Below are 20,809 nucleotides of genomic sequence, written 5' to 3'. Positions count from 1 at the left end.
ATGTGCCTCGTGCCTCCCTTTAAGGTTTGAAGGGCTTTCTACTCGCTTTCTTGACGACATTATTCGTATGAACGGTACGCACTCGTGAAAATAAAGATTGAAAGGGCAGCCGGAACAAGGCGTCCTTTTGCTTGTCCAACTCCAACGGGGCAAAAGGGCTGAGGTAAGGCACGCCAAACGATTGCAAGCTGTTCAAATGCAAAATTAGCCCAAGCAAACCCGCCAGTATCCCGAAAAACCCGAAGGAAGCCGCCAAGGCCATCAGCGGGAACCGCAGAATGCGTATGGCGTTCGATAAGTCGTAAGACGGGAAGACAAAGCTGGATATGGCTGTAATGGAAACCACGATGACCATCGCGGCGGAAACAATGCCGGCTTCGACGGCTGCTTGTCCGATGACCAACGTTCCGACGAAGGAAAGCGCGGAACCGATGCTCCGCGGCATGCGAAGCGCCGCTTCCCGCAGCACCTCGAACGTAATTTCCATCAAGAGAGCTTCGATGAACGCCGGGAAGGGAATGCCTTCCCGCTGGGCGGCAAGGGAGATGAGCAGCTGAGTCGGCAGCATTTCCTGATGAAAGGTGGTGATGGCTACATAGAAAGATGGCGCTAGCAAAGCAATGAGAAATCCGGCATAACGGAGTATTCGGACTAATGTGCTGATATCCACGCGATGGTAGTAGTCCTCGGAAGCTTTGAGAAATGTCTCGAACAGCGCGGGGGCAATCAGTACGAACGGGGTGCCGTCGACAAGAATGGCCACTTTGCCTTGAATCAATTCAAGGGCGACAACGTCCGGGCGCTCTGAGTTATACACGGTTGGAAAAGGCGTAATCACTTCATCCTGAATAAGTTCTTCAATATTGCTGCTTTCGAAAATGCCGTCGATTTGAATCTGGGTCAAACGATTACGGGCCTCGTTAATGAGCGCATCATGCGCGATGCCGTGTACGTACATCAGCACAACGTCCGTTTGGGTCACCTTGCCGACCTGAAAGGTTTCCATCCACAAATTCGGATCTTTGATTTTTCTTCGGATGAGGGCCGTATTCGTTCGAATCGATTCCGAGAAAGATTCCCGCGGTCCGCGCACGACGGTCTCTACATTCGTTTCCGTCACGCCGCGGTCTTTCCAGCCCTTCGTACTTGCGGCAAGCCCGGTCGTGCAGCCGTTCATCAAGATGATCGAGTCGCCCGATAAGAGATGATGGAACAATTTTTTCATATCGGAGACATGTTGGATTTCGCCGATTGTCAGCGTATGCAGCTCCAATACGTCGAAAGGATTTTGCTCAGGAATAATGTCCAAGGCGTCTGTCATCATAGATCGCATGATGAAATCATTAATGACGTTCCCGTCCACAAGGCCATCGGTATATAGAATAGCGACGTCTTCGGCAATCGAGTTATAAGTAAACTCTCGAATGACGATGTCCGTGCTGTTTCCGAGACTTTGCCTGACATAATTCGTATTTTCCACAATGGTTGCGAATAAAGGCATGAATGCCACGGGTTCAACGATGGTGCTTTGTTGGGAAAGCGTCTTTTTCTTTCTGCTACTCAGCCAATGAGCGAACATAGGGTATGATCTCCAAGCTCTAGGTGTCGTGATAATATCATTTCCTTATCTTTCCTGAGGTATGCGCGCCATGAGCGCCGTAAATTTGACGACGTGTTCCAAATGGGCGGGTTTTGGTTTGAACGGACGCAGATTGGGGTATTTATGTTTAGGACGAGAGATCAAAGGAGGAAATCACATATGTACAACCATATTCTTGTTCCCATTGACGGCTCCGGGCAATCCGACAGAGCGCTGGACCATGCGATAAAGTTAGCCAAGCATGTTTCCCCGAACGCGCAAGTTACCGTACTTCATGTGAATCAGCACTTGATCCTGAATGAGCCCCCAATCAGCGTTCCGCTTAGTGACACGCTGGCCGAGGAAGCGCGCAGCCTGCTTGAGTCAGCGTCAGCCAAATTATCAGGGAGCGGTCTCCTATTCGATGGTGTGACGTTGACAGGAGATCCTTCAACCGTTATTTGCTCTATAGCCGATGCGGACGGTCACGACTTGATCGTGATGGGCAGCCGGGGAGTAGGTCTCATGTCGGAAATTTTGTTAGGCAGTGTAAGCCATGGCGTTATCAAGCATGCGAACTGTCCGGTGTTGATCGTAAAATAGCGATCGGATAAGAGCGTGTGCTCTGACTGAAGTTGATAACCGGAGCCTGAACATATCGAAAAAGCTGCACCCTAACGGCCGTAGAGCCGAAAAGGTGCAGCTTTTTTGCGAGACGAACGTAGTGCTTATCCGATAACCGGAGGATGAGAAGAGTGCCGCTCGACAAACCGGGTATCCACCCTGATTTTGGAGGTGGCCTCTACGCCGTGCTCGATGGATTCGATTAACAAATCGACGGCCAATTGGGCCATGCGTTTTTTCTCGACGTGGACGGTGGTAAGCTCCGGTGAAATGATGCGGGACTCCGAAATATTGTCAAAGCCAACGACAGAGACTTGTTCAGGCACCCGGACGCCAAGTTCAGTTAATGTTTTCATTGCAGAGATGGCGATGTAGTCACATTCGCAAAAGATCGCTGTCGGCAGCCGGCGGCCCGTGTCCATATATGCTTTCAGCTGGCCCTTGAGATCTTCCTGGGAGGAGAGCATCGTCGGCGCCACAGCAAAGATGTGGTCAGGATGAATCTCCAGCCCCTGCTCTTGCAAAGCCTCGTAAAAGCCCACTTTACGCTCCTCGAAGTTTTGAATCCGAACATTAGAGGCAATATAGCCAATTTCCTTGTGACCGATGCTGCATAAATGAGTTCCGGCTTGATAAGCTCCCATAAAATTATTGATGCTGACAAAATGAACCGGCAGCTTGTCGAAGCAATTGTCGAGGACAACTAAGTGCGGCCCCAGCCGATTCGAAATGTCCATAATTTCCTCCGGACTGAGGTTGTTGCCAAGCAAAATAATGCCGTCGCTTTGGTTATCATCCGCGAGCGTCCGGATCTCACGTTCAAAATGCTCCATATCGACAGATGAGAACAGCAAGGAATAGCCTTTGGAGCGGCAGCGATCCTCAATATAATGAATCAGCTCTCTGAAAAAGGGCTGCTGATAATACGCCTCAAGCACGATCCCCGAGTTGGTAAAAACCAAAAAAGAGAGCGACCGCACGGAACTTTCGGCAGCAGCAGCCCGGGGCTTCGGGGAATATCCGCTTTCCCTGGCAATTTCAAGCACGCGGTCGCGAGTTTCGGAGCTAATCCCCGACTTACCGTTTAGAGCAAGCGATACGGCAGATTTGGATACACCGGCCAGTTTCGCGATATCTTCCATTTTCAAATCGAACAATCCCCATTCGCTAAATTAGTTGAGTGAGTTTAGTTTATACTCAATCGAGATAAAACGCAATAAATCGTTTGTGTTAAACTAAACTTTTTAGATAAAATAGAACTAAATTTCTTTTAAAACCGCATTGACGTCCTATTATTGTCATGTTAGCATAAGTTTATTCATAAAATAAGCTAAACAATCTCGCGAAAACACAAATTTAGTTTAGTTTAAATTTAGGTTCACATTTCAATTGTTTAGCTAAATTTATCAGGAGGCTCTTCCATGAAAAAATTAAAGCTGGGTTACGCGCCCACCCGCAGATTCGTTTTTAGCGCTGAAGATGCTTTTAAGTACAAAGTGCTCATTAGAGAGAAAATCCAAAGTTTCGGGCTGGACATCGATATTGTCGATCTTGAAGGAATTAATTCGGAAGGGCTGCTTTATGACGATAACATCAACGCGGACCTTATCATCAAACGTTTTAAGGAAGAGGAAGTTGATGCGGTTTTCTTCCCGCACTGCAACTTTGGAACGGAGGATACGGTAGCACGGGTAGGAAAAGCGCTCGGCAAGCCGGTGCTGCTCTGGGGTCCGCGCGACGAGGCTCCGCTTGAGGATGGCATGCGCCTTCGGGACACACAATGCGGACTTTTCGCAACAGGCAAGGTGCTTCGGCGCTTCAATGTTCCTTTCTCTTATGTGACGAATACGCGAGTGAATGATCCTGTTTTTGAAAGAGGCTTCTCGAATTTCATTTCCGCTGCCAATGTCGTCCGCCAATTCCGTTCGCTGCGTATTTTGCAAATCGGCCCAAGACCGCCTTCGTTCTGGACGATGATGTGCAATGAAGGCGAGCTGCTGGAGCGGTTCGGCATCGAACTGCACCCGATCACGCTCGTTGATATTCAGCGCGCTACGAAGCGCATCGAGAACGGCCAGTCCTCGGAGTTGGCGCAAGCGATAGATCATATTAAAGCGAAGCTGGATTGGTCCGAAGTGACGGAAGCGGACGTAAGGCGCATCGCGTCACTGAAAGTGGCAATGAAACAGTACGCGCAGCAAACAGGCAGTACGGCGATTGCCATCCAGTGCTGGTCTTCCTTGCAGGAAGCGATGGGGATTATGCCTTGCTTGGCGAACGCTATTTTGACAGACGAGCAAATTCCGGTTACGTGTGAAACCGACATTCACGGAGCCATTACCTCCGTTATGGTTCAGGCTGCGGCCATGAATGAAGCGCCGACGTTTTTTGCCGATTTAACCGTCCGCCATCCGGAGAATGCCAACGGAGAATTGTTGTTCCACTGCGGGAATTTTCCAGTTTCCCTTTCTGTCGAGAATAAACCTAAGCTGCGCAAGCATTTCTTGTTCGACGATCATGCGCCCGGAACACATGAGGGCGAGATTAAGGGCGGCGGCATGACGCTGGCGCGTTTTGACGGGGATCATGGCGATTACCAGTTATTCCTGGGCAAAGCTCAAGGCATCCAAGGGCCATATACGCGCGGATCGTATGTGTGGGTTGAAGTGAACGATTGGCCGCTATGGGAAGAGAAGCTTGTGAAGGGGCCTTATGTGCATCATTCGGTAGGCATTCATGCCAATGTCATTCCTGCTTTGTATGAAGCATGTTCCTATATTCCCGGGCTAACCCCTGACCCGGTTGATCCGACGGAAAGTGAAATTCAGGCTTGGCTGCGAGGCAAAGGTCTGTAAACGAGGAGGACGTATGGAAATCAGAGCGCTTCAAGCAAAAGCAACGCAAATTAGGATGGATTTATTGCAAATGATTGCCCGGGCCCAAACCGGCCATACCGGCGGTTCGCTCAGCAATACGGATATTTTAACGGCACTCTACTATCGCGTGATGAATATTGATCCTGCGAAGCCGAAGGCGCAAGACCGGGACCGCTTTATTTTGAGCAAGGGGCATTCGGTGGAATCGCTATGGTCGATCCTTGCGGACCGCGGGTTTTTCCCGAAGGAAGAGCTGGCGACCTTTAGCAAGTTCGGCACGAAGCTCATCGGACATCCGAACAATAAGGTGCCGGGCGTCGAGATGAACACAGGCGCGCTCGGCCATGGACTGGCGGTTGCAGTCGGGATGGCGCTTGCCGCCAAGAAGGACGGAGCCGCCTATCGAACCTATTGTCTCATGGGGGACGGCGAGCAAGCGGAAGGCTCCGTATGGGAAGCCGCGATGGCTGGCGCTCATTATAAACTGGATAACCTTGTCGGGATTATCGACCGCAATCGACTGCAAATCAGCGGTACTACGGAAGATGTGATGGGCTTAGACCCGCTTGAGGATAAGTGGACTGCTTTTGGCTGGCATGTTGTTTCGATCGATGGCAACGATATGCAAGCTTTGGTTGAAACGTTCGAGGCTATCCCCGCACACCAAGGCAAACCGACACTTGTTATGGCGAATACGGTAAAGGGGAAAGGCGTTTCATTTGCAGAAAATGTACCGCATTGGCATCATCACGTGCCTAACCAAGCTGAACTGGAGAAAGCTCTGGCAGAGCTCGCTGCCGCATTCGAGAACTACGAGCAGGAAGGGCAGGCGGAGTAATATGAATACGATTCCAAACAGGCAAGTCATTTGCGAGACACTATTGGAAAAAGCCCAGCATGACCGTTCCATCATGGTGCTTGCCAGCGATTCGCGGGGTTCGGCGGCCATGGGCCCGTTCGCCAAAGCATTTCCGGAGCAATTCGTTGAGGTCGGCATCGCTGAGCAAAATATCGTCGGCATTTCCGCAGGTCTTGCCCACAGCGGCAAAAAGCCGTTCGTTACTTCGCCGGCCTGTTTTCTTAGCATGCGCAGCATCGAGCAAATTAAAGTGGACGTCGCTTATTCGGCGACGAACGTCAAGCTGGTGGGCATCAGCGGTGGCGTCAGTTACGGCGCACTGGGCATGTCGCATCATTCGGTGCAGGATGTAGCTGTTATGCGGGCCATACCGGGCATTGCCGTGATGATGCCGGCTGACCGTCATGAAACGAAGCGGATGACGGAAGCGCTGATTAACCACGATGGCGGCGCCTATGTCCGGATTGGCCGCAACGCAGTGGAAGACGTATACGAATCGGATAATTATGAGTTCATTATAGGTAAAGCAGTTAGGATGCGCGAGGGCAGTGATGTGACGATCATCGCAGCAGGGGAAACCGTTCGTGTCGCACTGGATGCTCATGAGGCTTTGAAAGAAGCGGGCGTATCTTGCCGGGTCATCAATATGCATACGATCAAGCCTTTGGATGAAGCGGCCATCATTCAAGCAGCGCAAGAAACAGGCCATTTAATTACTGTGGAAGAGCACAGCGTTCATGGCGGACTCGGCGCAGCCGTCTCGGAAGTGGTCGTTCAGCATTGCCCGGTACCGATGCGTATTATCGGCATTCCGGACGAACCGGCCATTGCCGGGAAAACCGCCGAGGTTTTCGGGCATTATGGCATCAGCGCCGGCAATCTAAAGCGTGTGGCGCTTGGCATGCTCGGCAGACAGGAGTAGCCGCGATGGAGAAGTCCTATTTGCTTGCGATCGATCAAAGCACATCAAGTACGAAAGCGCTCGTTATCGACCGCTCAGGTCAGATTATTGCCCGAAGCGCAATCGCGCATCGGCCATCTTACCCGCGCCCGGGTTGGGTTGAGCACGATCCGCTGGAAATTTACGGTAATGTGATTCGATCCGCTCAAGATGCGCTGGCCACTGCCGGAGTCGGCCCGGAATCGCTGGCCGCATTAACGATTACGAACCAACGGGAGACGGCTGTTCTCTGGGATCGAACGACAGGGCTTCCGGTGCATGCCGCGATTGTATGGCAATGTCAGCGAACAGCCGACCAGTGCGCCGCCTATCAACGGGCAGGGCACGAGGAAACGGTGCGAGCGAAAACGGGGCTGATGCTCGACCCGTATTTCTCGGCGGCGAAATGGGGCTGGATTTTGCAGCATGCCGAAGGCGTGCGCGAGAAGCTTGCTGAAGGCAAGCTTCTTGCCGGCACGATCGACAGCTGGCTGCTGTGGAAGCTGACCGGCGGGAAGGCGCACGCGACGGATTACACGAACGCCAGCCGCACCTCGCTTTTCAACATCCACACTTTAGAGTGGGATGAGGAGCTGTGCGGCTTGTTCGGTGTGCCGTCAGAGCTGCTGCCGGAGGTCAAATCCTCGGATGAGATTTTCGGATACACGGAAGATGAAGCTTTATTCGGCGAATGCCGGGTTCCCATAACTGGGGTGATCGGCGACTCGCAAGGAGCTTTATTCGGCAATTTGTGCGTCGATGCGGGGATGGCCAAAGCCACCTACGGCACAGGCACTTCCGTGCTGATGAATGTAGGCGATCGGCCTATTCCATCCGGCAACGGGCTTGTAAGCGCCATCGCTTGGGGAAGGGGCGGCAAAGTGACGTATGCCGTAGAAGCCGTAATCCGCACTACCGGCGACAGCTTGGTATGGGTGCGGGATAACTTGGGCTTGTTCCGGACTTTTGAGGAAATGGAGCAGATGCTCGAACATACGCCGGATAGCGAGGGCGTTTATTTGGTGCCTGCGTTCGTCGGGCTGGGCGCGCCATACTGGGATTCCTATGCCAGAGCGTCCATTACCGGAATGAATCGGGGGACGACCAAAGCGCATATTATCCGGGCAGCCCTTGAAAGCATTGCCTTCCAAGTATACGACGCGGTTAAACTCATGGAGACGGAAACGGGGATCGGGCTTCAAGAGCTGCGGGCAGACGGCGGGGCTTCCGATAATGTAAGCCTGATGCAATTCCAGGCCGATTTGCTGGGGAAAACTGTCGTGAAGTCCGAAGTTGCGGAATTGTCCGCTTTGGGCTCCGTTTATTTGGGAGGCGTCGGAATCGGCTTCTGGCCGTCGCTCGAAGCGGTTCGTTCCGAACAAGAGGGATATGTCGCTTATCCGTCCACAATGAAACCGGAAGCACGTGAAGAACGTTGTTCAGGCTGGGAAAAGGCGGTAAACTCTGTGTTGACACGGAAAATGCAAGAAGGGGAGAGATGATGGTGCCACATGATTTTATGCCCTATGAGGTTCCAGCGCAAAAGCAGATACGCGTCATTATAAATACAGATGCCAAAAATGAGGCGGACGATCAATACGCGATCGTACATGCGATTTTATCGCAACGTTTGCAAATTAAAGGGATCATAGGCGCACATTTCGGTACTAGAAGCGCTGCGGGGATGGAAGAATCCTATGAGGAAGTCGAGCATGTGCTCGGGCTAATGGGGATGAGAGAGCAGTATGACGTCTATCGGGGAGCGCCGCACAAAATTCCGGATATCCGCACACCTGTGCCGTCCGAAGGCAGTCAGCTAATCATCGACGAGGCGATGAAGGACGATTCAAGGCCGTTGTTTGTCACCTTTCAAGGACCGTTAACCGATTTGGCTTCCGCTTATTTGCAGGAGCCGGGAATTGCGGATCGTCTTACCGCTGTTTGGATCGGTGGAGGTACGTATCCTGAGGGGCATGATGAATTTAATTTATCCAATGATATCGATGCGGTCAATGTCGTTTTCAATTCTCCAATCCCGTTGTGGCAGGTACCTAAAAATGTGTACGAAATGGTTCGCGTGGGGATTGCCGAGCTTGCGGTAAAAGTTCGTCCTCATGGCCGCATCGGCGGCTATTTGTACGACTACCTTGTGGGCCACAACATGAACAACGGACATCGTCCTCAGTGGCCGAAAGGGGAAACTTGGGTGCTTGGCGATTCGCCGGCCGTTTCCCTGCTGCTGGAAGAGCAAAGGTTCGATTATGAGCTGATCGAGGCGCCGAATGTCGATGAAGCTATGCGCTACACCGCTAAGCCGGGGAACCGTAAAATCCGCGTGTATCGAAGCGTGGACGCCCGATTTATTTTGGAGGATTTTTACGCCAAATTGGCGTTGTTTGCTCTTTATGAGAAAGAGCTGGATTCGCAGCGATGCGAGAAGCATATACCGTAATCCGGTGATGAGCGGATGCGAGGGGAAAGTCGGCCACTTTGTGTGGCTGGCTTTTTTTCGTATTTGTGGGTGGGGAGTGGTTCGTGGAGAGTGGTAAGTGGTAAGTAGTGATGTGAGTGGTGGGTAGTGAGTAGTGAGTAGCGTGTGATTGGTGAGTAATGGGGAAGAGAGAAGTGTGAGTAGTGAGTAGTGAGTGAGTGTGGTGCTGCGAGACTCTGTTGCGGGAGAGTGCTGGAAAAGCCATCTTGTAACTCCATGATTAACGTGGAATCCCTCTGTGAGTGAACGACAAATTAGTTTTATGTACCATAGATCATTCTGCTTTGTTGGCTGCTTTGTCTTTTGTCTTCATGACGCGCAAACTTCTGGCAGTACCACTGCAACCTATTGCGAAAGGGAACTAGAGAGCGCTATTTCAGCAAAACAGCAGATTTCAGTAAGCAAACGGAACTACAGGGTCTTATTTGTGCCCGGATGGGTGTATTTCACTCGGAATCGCCAGAATAGCGGATCATTGTTTCCTCTACTTTTTTAATTGGCTGTTTTTGGAGTAAATAGAGGATCACAGTTCCCCTTGAACGGAATGCGAAATATATGCTTATGCGTTTTTGTTAGTGGCAATGACCAAATCAGCCGCAGAGCTGTGCAGCACAGCTCGAGAGACCCCAAAAGGCCGTCTCGGAAGCCGCGAAGGCCTAGATTTGCGCTGAGACGGCCGCGATGGCCGCCTCAAGAGGAAGAATCAGCCGCAGAGCTGTGCAGCACAGCTCGAGAGACCCCAAAAGGCCGTCTCGGAAGCCGCGAAGGCCTAACTTTGCGCTGCAGACAACCGCGAAGGCCGTCTCAAGAGCAGAAGCCTCTTGGCCAGCTCAGTTTTTTTGCTTTTTAAAGCTGCCAAAAGGAATACTTCAAACCTCCAGCTTTCCTGCTGCTTCCGAAGGCCGAAAATAGCAGGGTTCAGCCCTTTTTTTGAGTGCGGCAACTCACAATTCTACATATATCCAGTTGCATAAAAGCGTGGTATGATGGGTGATGTCGTAAATATTTCGTATGCGAAAGATTTATGCTTTTATGTTTGGATGAGGGGGGCGCATATTGGAAGAGGTTAGAGATCTTGTGGCTGAATTAACGAGGCTGCATAAAGTAAGGGGATCTTTATTGTATAGGGAACTTCAGCGAGAGGAGCTGACGGGACCTCAGTTGTTTATTTTACGGGAATTGTTTCAGAAGCAACCTAGAAAGCTTGGGGATTTGGCTCAGTCAGTGAATCTTAGCAACAGTACTGTTTCCGGTATTGTTGACCGGCTGGAACGAGATGGGATGGTGGAACGCAAGAGAGATGAGCAAGATCGCAGGGTGGTCTGGATTGGTACGACTGATTTCTGCCAGCAGATGAAGAAAACGAAGATTGAGACGATGAATAACGAGTTTTACGCAGGTTTAGAAAACGTCTTTACGCCTGAGCAGATTCAGACGTGCAAAGAAGTGGTAGGAATACTTATTAAACATTTGGAGAAAAAGCTGGAGGGAACGGAATGAAACGTAAATTAATTCTAATTGTTATTCTGGCTGTCATTGTCATTAGCGGAGCCTATATCGGCGGTTATTACTGGTATCAGGGCGCTAACTACGTTGCGACAGACAATGCCCGTATCTCGGGAGATATTTATCGGGTCATGCCCCGTATTTCCGGCAAAATCAATACGCTCGGCATTAAAATCGGCGATACGGTTGTGGCGGATCAAATTGTTGGACAGCAGGATATTACGAATTTGTCGAATAGTTTATTAGATCAAGCGTCCTTACGCTCGCCGATCAGCGGAACCGTGATTCAAACCTCGGCTAAGGTTGGCGAAGTCGTCGCTCCCGGGCAGTCCGTTGCGATGATTGTAGATAAGAACGCCTTATTCGTATCGGCAGACATTGATGAAACGAAGATCAAAAAAATACATGTGGGGCAATTGGTAACATTCGATATCGATACATACGGCGGAACCGAGTTCCGAGGGAAAGTAGCGGAGATCGGTCAAGCGACAGCTTCCACGTTCTCATTGCTTCCGACAACAAGCTCCAGCGGGAACTTCACCAAAGTTACGCAACGCATGAATGTTAAGGTATCTATAGAAGACTATAAGGGATTGGATCTGGCGCCGGGAATGAATGCGTCAATCAAAATCCACATCAAAGGGGAGTAACGATTGCCCATGAAAAAACATCTTAACGTAGTGATATCTTTAAGTGTTCTGGCCGGCTCCATGCTGCTTGCGAGCGGCTGCAGTTCTTCGCCGACCAGCGCTGCCCAAGCAACTGTACCTTCGGTCAAGGTGATTACGATTAACAGTGCAAATGCCGCCAATGCAAGCGGTAAGTTAGCAAGTGATCAAACCGTTCAAGTCGTGTCCAAAATAGGCGGCAAAATTGCCTCTGTTGCTGTAGAAGAAGGAGCAAAAGTGAAAAAGGGTGATCTGCTTGTACAGCTAGACACCGAAGATTTAGTCCAGCAACTGGATCAAGCGCAAGCGGGACTGACGGCATCGCAAGCCAAATTGGCCGATACAGCAGCAGGTGCCCGTTCGCAGGATTTGCAGGCGGCAATGGCCGCAGTCGAGCAAGCTAAAGCGGCTGTTAACCAGGCCAAAGCGGGGGTGTCGCAAGCGCAGGCGGCATATGATCTTGTGACTAAAGGGTACAATCATGCGAAGAATTTTTATGATCAAGGCGATGTAAGCTCGGATGATCTGGATAAAGCAACGCTCGACTACGAAAAAGCCAAAGGAGCTAATGATTCCGCTCTTTCGGCGCAGCAGGCAGCGAATGCGCAATTAACTGCGGCTGAAGCTAAGCTGAGCTTGGCTAAAGAAGGCGCAACCGCTAATACGCTGGAACAATTAAAAGCCGATGTATCAGCGAAGCAAGCCGCTTTGAACCTCGTTCAAATCGCTATCAAAAATGCCGGTATCGTGTCGCCGATAGACGGTGTGATTGTGAAAAAGAACGCAAATGCAGGAGAAATGGCTCAAGCAGGAGGGGCATTGTTGACTGTTGTCAACGTGGATAAAGTGAAAGTTGAAGTCAGCGTGCCTGAAGGAATGATTAATTCGATTAAGCAAGGAGCCAAAGGAACCGTTGTGGTCCCTAGTATTCCAGGCAAAACGTTCGAAGGAACGATCACTTTCGTAAGTCCGGTTTCCGATACGAATAATAATACGTTCCCGGTGAAGCTGACGGTAAACAATCCGGATGGCACCTTGCATGCGGGCGCTATCGCCAGTGTAGCATTCGGAGATGGCGGCGGCGAAAGTCGCGTGGAAGTGCCGAAAGTCGCGCTGATCCAAAAAGACGGCAAATCGGTCGCATTCAAGCTCAGCGGCGATACGGTCCAATCTGTCGTGCTCCAGACCGAAGATAAAAACCAAGACTGGGTATATCTCAAGGGAGACTCCGCTTTGAAACCGGGTGATAAAATCGTCTTGAACCCCGGCGACAAGCTGACGGACGGAGCCAAGGTTCATGCCGAGTAAAGGAGGCTGCAACAATGTCAACAGCAACGGCAGAAACAGCTGCTCCCTCGGCTGAGCCGCAAGAGGAGAAAATTACAGTCTACCAATGGTTGGCGCTGCTAGTACTCATCTTAGGCACTTTTTTGGCAATTCTCGATAATAGCTTAATGAACGTTGCGATACCGAAGCTGATGGCCGTATTCGGCTCTACGTCGACCGAAATTGAATGGGTTGTTACGGGGTATATGCTCGCTTCCGCGGTTGTTGTCCCTATGGGCGGATTTCTAGCTGACCGCTTCGGATACAAAACAACGTTTCTGACAACGGTGAGCGCATTTATTGTCGGTTCGGTATTATGCGGAATCGCTTGGAGCGATACAAGTCTCATCATTTTCCGGATCATTCAAGGGCTTGGCGGCGGTTTTATTATGCCTGTCGGTATGGCTATGCTTTATCAAATCATGCCACGGAGCAAAATCCAAGTCGCTATGGGAATCTGGGGGATTGCGGCTATGGCTGCGCCTGCCATGGGGCCGACGTTAAGCGGATATTTAATCGATAATTTTAGCTGGCGGTATTTATTTTATATCAACGTTCCGATCGGGATTATTGCCGTAGGTCTTGGATTGATTATTTTGAAAGAGACGCCTAGACACACAGGGCTGAAGTTCGATTATGTCGGCAGTATATTGTGTATGATTGTTTTCAGCACACTGCTTCTGGCTTTAACGGACGGTCAATCCGACGGCTGGACTTCTTTCTATATTGTAAGTTTGTTTTTCATCTCCATTTCTTGTTTTGTTCTCTTAATTTGGTTCGAGCTGGGCAAAGATAATCCGATTATGGATTTCCGGTTGTTCAAAAATCCGGTGTTTACGCTCAGTTTGGCAGCATCAAGCTTTGTTATGATTTCCATGCAGGGCGGCATTTACATGATGCCGATTTTTATGCAAAACGTAACGGGATTGACGCCCATGCAAACCGGATTGGTCATGATGCCGCAATCGATCGCCATGGCTTTCATGATGCCCATTGCCGGCAAGCTTGTATCTAAATACGGGGTCGTGCCTCTTGGTATCGCGGGTTTGGCCATTATTGGCTGTACGACCTTAGAGATGCATGTGCTTTCTCAACAAACGACGACTCACTGGATAAGCGGATTGCTCGTTATCCGAGGGATTGGCATTGGTTTATGCATGATGCCGTTATCTTCAGCGGGGATGAATACGCTGCCCAACCATCTGATTGGCAGAGCTTCCTCCGTATCCAATGTCATCCGAAATGTCATGGCATCGCTTGGAATTGCACTGTTGACCAGCCTTATGAATAACAAATCGACGCAGTTCGGAGCAAGATTCAATGAAGCTATTTCTACCAATACGCCGGCATTTGCCGATTTCCAAACGAATGTCGTCAACCGTTACTTGGAGCTCGGAACGGACGCGTCTTCAGCAAGCGGCGGTGTTACAGGCGTTCTATACGGACTCGTGCAAAAAGAGGCTTTGACAAGAGCGATTGCAGACACACTGATGATATCTGCGATTCCGGCTTTTATAGCGATTATCTTAGTCTTCTTCATGCGCCAGAAAAAGAAAAATCAAGCCGTCGAGCAGAATGCCAATTCTTCTGACGCTCAGCACCATGTCATGATTGAAATGTAGACTTAGGAGGAAATAAACGATGAGAATTCAATTCAAACAAGCTGCAATGACGCTCGTTCTGTCATCCTCATTGCTAATGTCGGGCCTCCCGGCGCTGGCAGATGGCATAGAGGCGACCCCTACCCAGGCAAGTGCAGCTCCGGTCTATGCGATAAGCGACAACCTCCAAGTTACGATCGAAGGTGTCTCCAGCGAGAAAACAGCCAGTGGCGTGCGCCTTGGCTCTGTTATAAGAATAAAGAACACAAGCAATCAAACGCTTCGCATTCCTGACTATGAGCTTCGAGTTACAACGACGGATGGTGTCGTGTACGCCCTGCGTTCAAGCAGCAGCAATGCACACGGGGTTCAGCCGCAGTCAGAAGTTGAATTGACCTATTTGAAGGTCGTTAACCGGCAAACGGAAGTAGAAATAAGCGATCTCTCGCTTATTGATGTGAACTATAAGGTGTATCCGAAAGTGGAAACAACGTTGTTTACGGCCCCAATCGCGGGGATGGTATGGAACGGAAACCGCGGAGAGTTTAAAGAAGCTCAGCTGCCAGTGAAGTGGGGAGAAGCATTCCGTATCCCTGCTGTGGAATCGCCTTTGCAATATAAGACGGTAGATATCACGAAAAGCAACAGCAACGAAGGCGCTGTTTATGTGGTGAAGCTTTTGGTAACGAACCCGAGCGATCAATCCGAAACGCTGCCTTCCATTGAATTGGCTGGCAAGTCCAAAACGACCTTATACACAGGCAAACAGGTTGAAGCAAATCCTGTCGTGCTGGATGCCGGAGAGAGCAAATATGTGCATTATGCGATTCATGCCGATATGGATACCGTGCTGGACAGCATGAATGTTCTGACATCAGAAACCTTTACCCAAGCGGATGCAGCAGGCACTTTGAAAACTTCTGCATTCACGATCGGAAAGCTGAAGCTGGAAATGCCAAAAGCTGCGGGAGCCGCTAGCAGCTATACCTATTCCACGCCGATTGCCTTTGAAAAATGGAACGATGTCATTAACAAGGATCTGGATGTGGCGCTCGCAGAGCTGCATGTTGCAGACAACAAAGATCAAGGAAGCAAAGTCGCTGTTGCAAAGTTTACGCTGACGAACAAGGGATTGAGCGACATTCCTGTTCCCGTTTTTCAAACGCTGTTGTCCAGTCCGACAGGCTTTGATTACACAGGGTCCAGACAAAATGACGTGAAGATGTCCATCGCTCCTGGAACTTCGACGGTTGTCAGTTACGCCTTTGTACTGCCTGTCGCTGAGACGAGCGATACGTTCACAATGAAAGTGCAGAACGAAATTCGCGGGCAAGCGGGCGCAGAAACGAAACCGGCTTTCAAATCAACGATCGCCTCTTACCAGGTAACCGCACAGGAGAGTGGAGACAGGCACCAAATTTCCTTGTATCCGTACAAAATCAATATAAAAGACTATACCTTAACGGGAATCGTTTCTCCCGGGCAAACAATAGCGATCAATTACACCTATAAACTTCAGCTGTATATGGATCTCATCCGTGATCCTCAAGTGTTAGTCGACAAAAATTTCACCAAATTAAAATTTGAGCTGGTTGATTCTTCTGGAAGCATACTAGGCTCCCAAAACTTCCCGTTCACTGGCACTGACCGCTTGGTGAATGGCAAACAAACGTTAACGTTCAGCAATTTAACAACCGATCAAATTCAAAATAATGTGTTGGTTAACGTATATGAAGTGCTGAATACGCCTGCGGGCGAGGTGGATCGTCTGATTACAGCGTTGAAATAACAGCGGCTGTAAAGCCGGGCAACACGGCGCGAGAGAACCAAAAAGGCCTTCTCGGAAATCGGGAAGGCCAATTTTTTCACTGAGACGGCCAAAAAGGAAGTCTCAGGGGGGAGCCCCTGGCTCGTCAGCACTGCGCCCCGCCAGGCTCGTCAGCACTGCGCCCCGCCAGGCACTTCAGCGCCCCGCCAACGCACCGCCCGCAGCCTTACACCCGCCAGCATATCCAAGCCCAAGGAACCATTAAAGCCCACTTCACATACAAATACAGTATCCAATGACTAGATTCATTGATCATGGAAACGATTTGAGGTGAAAACATGGCAGTTGTTAAAGCCAGAGATCAGGATATCGACCTTTTGGCAAGGTTGCTTCGTGCGGAAGCCGAGGGCGAGGGCGAGCAAGGGATGTTGATGGTCGGAAACGTGGGAATCAACCGGATCAGAGCGAACTGCTCCGATTTCAAGAATCTCCGCACGATTCCGCAAATGGTCTATCAAGAGCATGCGTTTGAGGCTGTTCAACATAGCTATTTTTATCAAAAAGCAAGAGACCGGGATAAACGGCTGGCTAGAAGATCCGTGAATGGCGAGCGGCTGTGGCCTTCCGAATTCAGTTTGTGGTATTTCAGACCGGCGGGAGATTGCCCATCCACTTGGTACAATCAACCGCTTGTCGGACGCTGGAAGAAGCACTGCTTCTATCAACCGACAACGACAGAGTGCCAAAACATTTTTAACACCTTTTAAAAAGGTGAACCTTCAGGAGCCAACAGGGCTCCTTTTTTTTATGCGCAGGCGTCTGTTTCTGCATCTGTTTGCGAAATTGGCGATGGTTTTAGAGAAATCATCGATTTCTGCGAAGAAATTCGCTATGCCATTTTTCATTTTACGCATAGGATCCACCTGCTTATTCCATTAGGCTGAAGGAAGAGATGCATCTCACCATAACCATAATGGAGGGTCCTGTAATGAAGAAAATGTTAGCCTTAACGATGACCGTCATGTTGACAGGCACTATGATCGCCTGCTCCTCTCAGACGGAAACGAAGCCTGCTGCTAAGGATGCGCAATCGCCTGCGGCGGGAACAGCCACAGCCACGACTTATCCGATCAAAACGGATAAAACACTTACCTACTGGGGTGAGTTGAACGGTAACTTAACAGGTGTCAAAACAACCCATAGCGATGTTCCGTTCTTCCAAGATTGGCAAAAGAAAACGGGCGTGCCCCTCAAATTCACGGCGCCTCCGACAGGGCAAACGAAAGAAGCTCTTAACGTCATGCTTGCTTCTGGAGATTTGCCGGATATGATCGAATACAACTTCCTGAGCGATTTCCCAGGGGGACCTGAGAAGGCGATTAAGGATGGCTACATTCTAAAATTGAATGATTTGATCGATAAATACGCGCCCAATTTAAAGAAATATTTAAAGGAACACCCGGAAATCGACAAGATGGTCAAAACGGATAACGGCAGCTACTATGCGTTCCCTTTCATAAGAGGGGATGAGTATCTGCAAGTTTTCCAAGGCCCGATTATTCGCAAGGACTGGTTGGACGAGCTGGGACTCTCTGTGCCGGAAACGATCGATGAGTGGACGGCAGTGCTCACAGCGTTCAAAGAGAAGAAAGGCGCAGCCGCACCTCTTTCCTTTATTTCCAAGCCCCGGTTCTTCAATGAATCCTATAACGGCGCGTTCTTAGGGGCGTTCGGCGTCAATCGCGGCTTCTACCTGGAGAATGGAGACATTAAATTCGGTCCTGCGGAAAAAGGGTTCAAAGAGTATTTAAGCTTGTTCAACAGTTGGTACAAAGACGGTCTGTTAGATAAAAATATTGCTACGGTAGATAACAAAGCGCTTGACGGCAGCTTTGCCTCCGGCGGCACCGGCGCCAGTATCGGCAACGCCGGAGGCGGGATCGGCAAATGGCAGCCGCTGGTCCAAGCCAAGGACCCGAAAGCGCAATTGGTCGCAGCTCCGTACCCTGTGCTGAAAAAAGGCGACATGCCGAAGTTCGGCCAAAAGGATAAGCCCTACTCCTCCGGCGGTATCGTAGCGGTTACTTCCAAAGCCAAAGATCCGGAATTAGCTGTCAGATTGCTGGATTACGGTTACAGCGAGGAAGGCCGCATGTTCTTCAACTTCGGAACCGAAGGCGTTAGCTACAAGATGGAGAACGGTTACCCGAAATATACGGATCTTTTAATGAAGAATCCGGATAAATTAGCTCCTGCACAGGCGATGTCGATGTACGTTCGCGGAAGCTACAACGGTCCGTTTATCCAGGATAAGCGCTATGCGGAGCAGTTCTTTACGATGGCATCGCAGCGCGACGCCGTTAATATTTGGAAGAAAACGGATACGGACAAATACAGTTTGCCGCCGCTTACGCCAACGCCGGAAGAGAGCTCCGAATATGCGAAAATTATGAACGACATCAATACGCTGGTCGATGAAATGACGCTCAAAATCATTCTGGGCAACGAGCCCGTCAGTCAATTTGAGAGCTATATAGCGAAAATGAAATCGCTCAACCTGGATCGCGCCATCGCGATTCAAAAAGCGGCGCTTGACCGCTACAACAAGCGTTAGGAAGAACATACAGAAGAGGGCTCCCGAAGCCCTCTCTCCTAATTTGAATTGGGGTGAGGATGAAGATGGAGAATGTCAGACCGCTTGAGAAAGCTCAGCTCGCTGCGAAAAAGGCGGATACAAACCGCTATGTCCGCGATTTTATTTTAAACAAATATTTGTACCTGATGATGGTTCCCGTACTTGCTTATTATTTTATTTTTCACTATGCACCGATGTACGGCGCTTTGATCGCGTTCAAAGAATATTCGCCAATGAAAGGGATTTTGGGCAGTCCTTGGATCGGTTTTAAGCATTTTCAGGACTTTTTCGGCAGCTATTACTTTTGGCGGATTTTGAAAAATACGATTGTCATCTCGTTGTATTCCTTGGTTTTTGAGTTCCCGGCACCGATTATTTTGGCCCTCCTCATCAATGAAGTACGTAGCAAGATGTTTAAGCGTGTAGCGCAAACGATCACTTACATGCCCTATTTTATTTCGATGGTCGTGATTTGCGGGATTATTACTGATTTTACGAACGCGGACGGCGTCATTAATAAAATCGTGATGGCCTTTGGCTACGACGGGCAAGCGATGCTGCAGAAGCCGGAATTGTTTCGTCCGATCTACATCCTCTCCGAAATATGGCAGCGGATCGGCTGGGAGTCCATCATCTATATCGCCGCTTTAATGGGCATCGATCAGGAGCAGTATGAGGCGGCACGCATGGACGGGGCGAGCAGATGGAAGCAGATTGTCTACATTACTTTGCCGGGGATCATGCCGACGATTGCGATTATGTTTATTTTGCGAATGGGGAATTTGCTGAATGTGGGCTTTGAGAAAATTATTCTGCTGTATAATCCTGTTACTTATGAAACCGCAGACGTGATCTCGTCCTTCGTCTACCGCAAAGGGCTGTTGGAGTTCGGATGGAGCTACAGCTCGGCTGTTGGCTTGTTTAACTCGGTCATCAACCTGATACTCCTGATTACAGCGAACTATATAAGCCGTAAAGTTAACGAAAGCAGTCTATGGTGAGGTGAATTCTATGAAAAAACATACCGGCATACTTGAAAAATGGTTCGATGCCTCGATCTATTTGATCCTGATCGCACTCGTCATCGTCACGTTATATCCCTTGTTATATGTGCTTTTTGCTTCGTTAAGCGATGCGGGCCGATTAGTTGGGCACAAAGGGATTTTGCTGAAACCGCTTGGCTTTAGTTTGGAAGCTTACAAAGGCGTCATGAAAAATCCGGGCATTCTCATCGGTTACCGGAATACGCTGTTTATCGTGATCGCCGGCGTAGCGGTGAATCTGCTGATGACAGCGCTGGGCGCGTATGTGCTTTCCCGCAAAAATGTCATCTGGAACAAGGCGTTCATGCTCATTATCGTGTTCACGATGTTTTTCCACGGGGGCTTGATTCCTTTATATTTGGTTGTCAAAAATGTCGGACTGCTCGATTCTCTCTGGGCGACGATCATCCCTTTCTCCATCGGCACATTCAATCTGATCATTATGCGCACCGCGTTTATGTCGATCCCGGACAGCTTGGAGGAGTCGGCCAAAATCGACGGCGCCAACCATTTCACGATTCTGTTCCGGATCATTATCCCGCTTTCCATGCCGGTCATTGCCGTAATGATTCTGTATTATGCGGTGGATAAATGGAATGGCTGGTTCTATGCCTCCGTGTTTATCAAGAATAGGGATCTGTTCCCGCTGCAGCTCGTCCTCCGGGAAATTCTGATCGCCAATTCAACGGATGGCATGTCCGTCGGGGCGGATGCGGGCGACCGCTTTCAGATCGGTGAAACGATTAAATATGCCACGATTGTTGTGGCCACATTGCCGGTGCTTTGCATTTATCCGTTCGTTCAACGATTCTTTGTCAAAGGAGTCATGGTCGGCTCTTTAAAAGGATAAAGGGCTCCGAATCCGGCCGGAATCGAGCTTTTGTCAATCGAAT

General features: G+C 49.8%; 18 protein-coding genes. 15 read left to right on the top strand and 3 right to left on the bottom strand.

Going from position 1 to position 20,809, the window contains the following annotated elements; translation table 11 throughout:
• Window positions 1-19: 19 nt before the first annotated feature.
• Window positions 20-1,579, bottom strand: a complete 1,560-nt coding sequence (locus tag AC3WRW_RS02120) for a spore germination protein (protein WP_492544529.1) — start codon at window positions 1,577-1,579, stop codon at window positions 20-22.
• Window positions 1,580-1,759: 180 nt separating this feature from the next.
• Between AC3WRW_RS02120 and AC3WRW_RS02115 the strand changes: the two genes are divergently transcribed.
• Entirely contained in the window at window positions 1,760-2,182 is a 423-nt protein-coding gene (locus AC3WRW_RS02115; protein WP_492544527.1) for a universal stress protein, read from the top strand.
• A gap of 125 nt (window positions 2,183-2,307) precedes the next feature.
• Here the strand turns inward: AC3WRW_RS02115 and AC3WRW_RS02110 are convergent, their stop codons facing one another.
• Entirely contained in the window at window positions 2,308-3,351 is a 1,044-nt protein-coding gene (locus tag AC3WRW_RS02110) for a LacI family DNA-binding transcriptional regulator (RefSeq protein WP_492544525.1), read from the bottom strand.
• A gap of 273 nt (window positions 3,352-3,624) precedes the next feature.
• Between AC3WRW_RS02110 and AC3WRW_RS02105 the strand changes: the two genes are divergently transcribed.
• The 10 genes from AC3WRW_RS02105 (at window position 3,625) to AC3WRW_RS02060 (ending at window position 16,259) form a co-directional block, all read left to right on the top strand.
• Entirely contained in the window at window positions 3,625-5,058 is a 1,434-nt protein-coding gene (locus AC3WRW_RS02105; RefSeq protein ID WP_492544523.1) for an L-fucose/L-arabinose isomerase family protein, read from the top strand.
• 13 nt (window positions 5,059-5,071) lie between these two features.
• Complete coding sequence (locus AC3WRW_RS02100) at window positions 5,072-5,917, top strand: transketolase (RefSeq protein WP_492544521.1); 846 nt, start codon at window positions 5,072-5,074, stop codon at window positions 5,915-5,917.
• Window position 5,918: 1 nt separating this feature from the next.
• Window positions 5,919-6,860 (top strand): transketolase family protein, encoded by a 942-nt coding sequence (locus AC3WRW_RS02095; RefSeq protein ID WP_492544519.1) that lies wholly within the window; start codon window positions 5,919-5,921, stop codon window positions 6,858-6,860.
• A gap of 5 nt (window positions 6,861-6,865) precedes the next feature.
• Window positions 6,866-8,380 carry a glycerol kinase GlpK gene (gene glpK, locus AC3WRW_RS02090; RefSeq protein WP_492544517.1) on the top strand — a complete coding sequence of 505 codons (1,515 nt, stop codon included), beginning with the start codon at window positions 6,866-6,868 and terminating at the stop codon, window positions 8,378-8,380.
• A 2-nt stretch (window positions 8,381-8,382) separates the two neighbouring features.
• Window positions 8,383-9,330, top strand: a complete 948-nt coding sequence (locus AC3WRW_RS02085; protein WP_492544515.1) for a nucleoside hydrolase — start codon at window positions 8,383-8,385, stop codon at window positions 9,328-9,330.
• Window positions 9,331-10,425: 1,095 nt separating this feature from the next.
• Entirely contained in the window at window positions 10,426-10,869 is a 444-nt protein-coding gene (locus AC3WRW_RS02080) for a MarR family winged helix-turn-helix transcriptional regulator (RefSeq protein WP_492544513.1), read from the top strand.
• Complete coding sequence (locus tag AC3WRW_RS02075) at window positions 10,866-11,525, top strand: HlyD family secretion protein (protein ID WP_492544511.1); 660 nt, start codon at window positions 10,866-10,868, stop codon at window positions 11,523-11,525. Before AC3WRW_RS02080 ends, AC3WRW_RS02075 begins: the two co-directional genes overlap by 4 nt.
• Window positions 11,526-11,534: 9 nt before the next feature.
• Window positions 11,535-12,851 (top strand): efflux RND transporter periplasmic adaptor subunit, encoded by a 1,317-nt coding sequence (locus tag AC3WRW_RS02070; RefSeq protein WP_492544509.1) that lies wholly within the window; start codon window positions 11,535-11,537, stop codon window positions 12,849-12,851.
• Window positions 12,852-12,865: 14 nt separating this feature from the next.
• Entirely contained in the window at window positions 12,866-14,491 is a 1,626-nt protein-coding gene (locus AC3WRW_RS02065) for a DHA2 family efflux MFS transporter permease subunit (protein ID WP_492544507.1), read from the top strand.
• Window positions 14,492-14,510: 19 nt separating this feature from the next.
• Window positions 14,511-16,259 (top strand): DUF4352 domain-containing protein, encoded by a 1,749-nt coding sequence (locus AC3WRW_RS02060; protein ID WP_492544505.1) that lies wholly within the window; start codon window positions 14,511-14,513, stop codon window positions 16,257-16,259.
• A gap of 149 nt (window positions 16,260-16,408) precedes the next feature.
• On the opposite strand, the gene AC3WRW_RS02055 is transcribed toward AC3WRW_RS02060, so the two are convergent.
• On the bottom strand, window positions 16,409-16,534 hold the full coding sequence (locus AC3WRW_RS02055; RefSeq protein ID WP_492544503.1) for a hypothetical protein: 126 nt from the start codon (window positions 16,532-16,534) through the stop codon (window positions 16,409-16,411).
• A 42-nt stretch (window positions 16,535-16,576) separates the two neighbouring features.
• On the opposite strand from AC3WRW_RS02055, the gene AC3WRW_RS02050 reads away from it, so the two are divergent.
• The 4 genes from AC3WRW_RS02050 to AC3WRW_RS02035 all read left to right on the top strand — a co-directional run bounded on the left by AC3WRW_RS02050 (window position 16,577) and on the right by AC3WRW_RS02035 (window position 20,766).
• Window positions 16,577-17,005 (top strand): cell wall hydrolase, encoded by a 429-nt coding sequence (locus AC3WRW_RS02050; protein ID WP_492544501.1) that lies wholly within the window; start codon window positions 16,577-16,579, stop codon window positions 17,003-17,005.
• Between the two features lie 221 nt (window positions 17,006-17,226).
• Window positions 17,227-18,852 (top strand): extracellular solute-binding protein, encoded by a 1,626-nt coding sequence (locus AC3WRW_RS02045; RefSeq protein WP_492544500.1) that lies wholly within the window; start codon window positions 17,227-17,229, stop codon window positions 18,850-18,852.
• A gap of 65 nt (window positions 18,853-18,917) precedes the next feature.
• A complete protein-coding gene (locus AC3WRW_RS02040) occupies window positions 18,918-19,874 on the top strand; it encodes an ABC transporter permease (protein ID WP_492544498.1) in 957 nt (318 codons plus the stop codon).
• A gap of 10 nt (window positions 19,875-19,884) precedes the next feature.
• A complete protein-coding gene (locus AC3WRW_RS02035; protein ID WP_492544496.1) occupies window positions 19,885-20,766 on the top strand; it encodes a carbohydrate ABC transporter permease in 882 nt (293 codons plus the stop codon).
• Window positions 20,767-20,809: the final 43 nt, after the last annotated feature.

The sequence above is a fragment of the Paenibacillus sp. FW126-R14 genome (genome assembly GCF_058789495.1).
This window is presented reverse-complemented; position numbering and strand designations above follow the sequence as displayed.

Bases quoted from the DNA above. Each gene is read 5' to 3' on its own strand.
- AC3WRW_RS02120 (WP_492544529.1), bottom strand. From the start codon at position 1,579: ATGTTCGCTCATTGGCTGAGTAGCAGAAAGAAAAAGACGCTTTCCCAA.
- AC3WRW_RS02115 (WP_492544527.1), top strand. From the start codon at position 1,760: ATGTACAACCATATTCTTGTTCCCATTGACGGCTCCGGGCAATCCGAC.
- AC3WRW_RS02105 (WP_492544523.1), top strand. From the start codon at position 3,625: ATGAAAAAATTAAAGCTGGGTTACGCGCCCACCCGCAGATTCGTTTTT.
- AC3WRW_RS02100 (WP_492544521.1), top strand. From the start codon at position 5,072: ATGGAAATCAGAGCGCTTCAAGCAAAAGCAACGCAAATTAGGATGGAT.
- AC3WRW_RS02095 (WP_492544519.1), top strand. From the start codon at position 5,919: ATGAATACGATTCCAAACAGGCAAGTCATTTGCGAGACACTATTGGAA.
- glpK (WP_492544517.1), top strand. From the start codon at position 6,866: ATGGAGAAGTCCTATTTGCTTGCGATCGATCAAAGCACATCAAGTACG.
- AC3WRW_RS02075 (WP_492544511.1), top strand. From the start codon at position 10,866: ATGAAACGTAAATTAATTCTAATTGTTATTCTGGCTGTCATTGTCATT.
- AC3WRW_RS02070 (WP_492544509.1), top strand. From the start codon at position 11,535: ATGAAAAAACATCTTAACGTAGTGATATCTTTAAGTGTTCTGGCCGGC.
- AC3WRW_RS02065 (WP_492544507.1), top strand. From the start codon at position 12,866: ATGTCAACAGCAACGGCAGAAACAGCTGCTCCCTCGGCTGAGCCGCAA.
- AC3WRW_RS02060 (WP_492544505.1), top strand. From the start codon at position 14,511: ATGAGAATTCAATTCAAACAAGCTGCAATGACGCTCGTTCTGTCATCC.
- AC3WRW_RS02050 (WP_492544501.1), top strand. From the start codon at position 16,577: ATGGCAGTTGTTAAAGCCAGAGATCAGGATATCGACCTTTTGGCAAGG.
- AC3WRW_RS02045 (WP_492544500.1), top strand. From the start codon at position 17,227: ATGAAGAAAATGTTAGCCTTAACGATGACCGTCATGTTGACAGGCACT.
- AC3WRW_RS02040 (WP_492544498.1), top strand. From the start codon at position 18,918: ATGGAGAATGTCAGACCGCTTGAGAAAGCTCAGCTCGCTGCGAAAAAG.
- AC3WRW_RS02035 (WP_492544496.1), top strand. From the start codon at position 19,885: ATGAAAAAACATACCGGCATACTTGAAAAATGGTTCGATGCCTCGATC.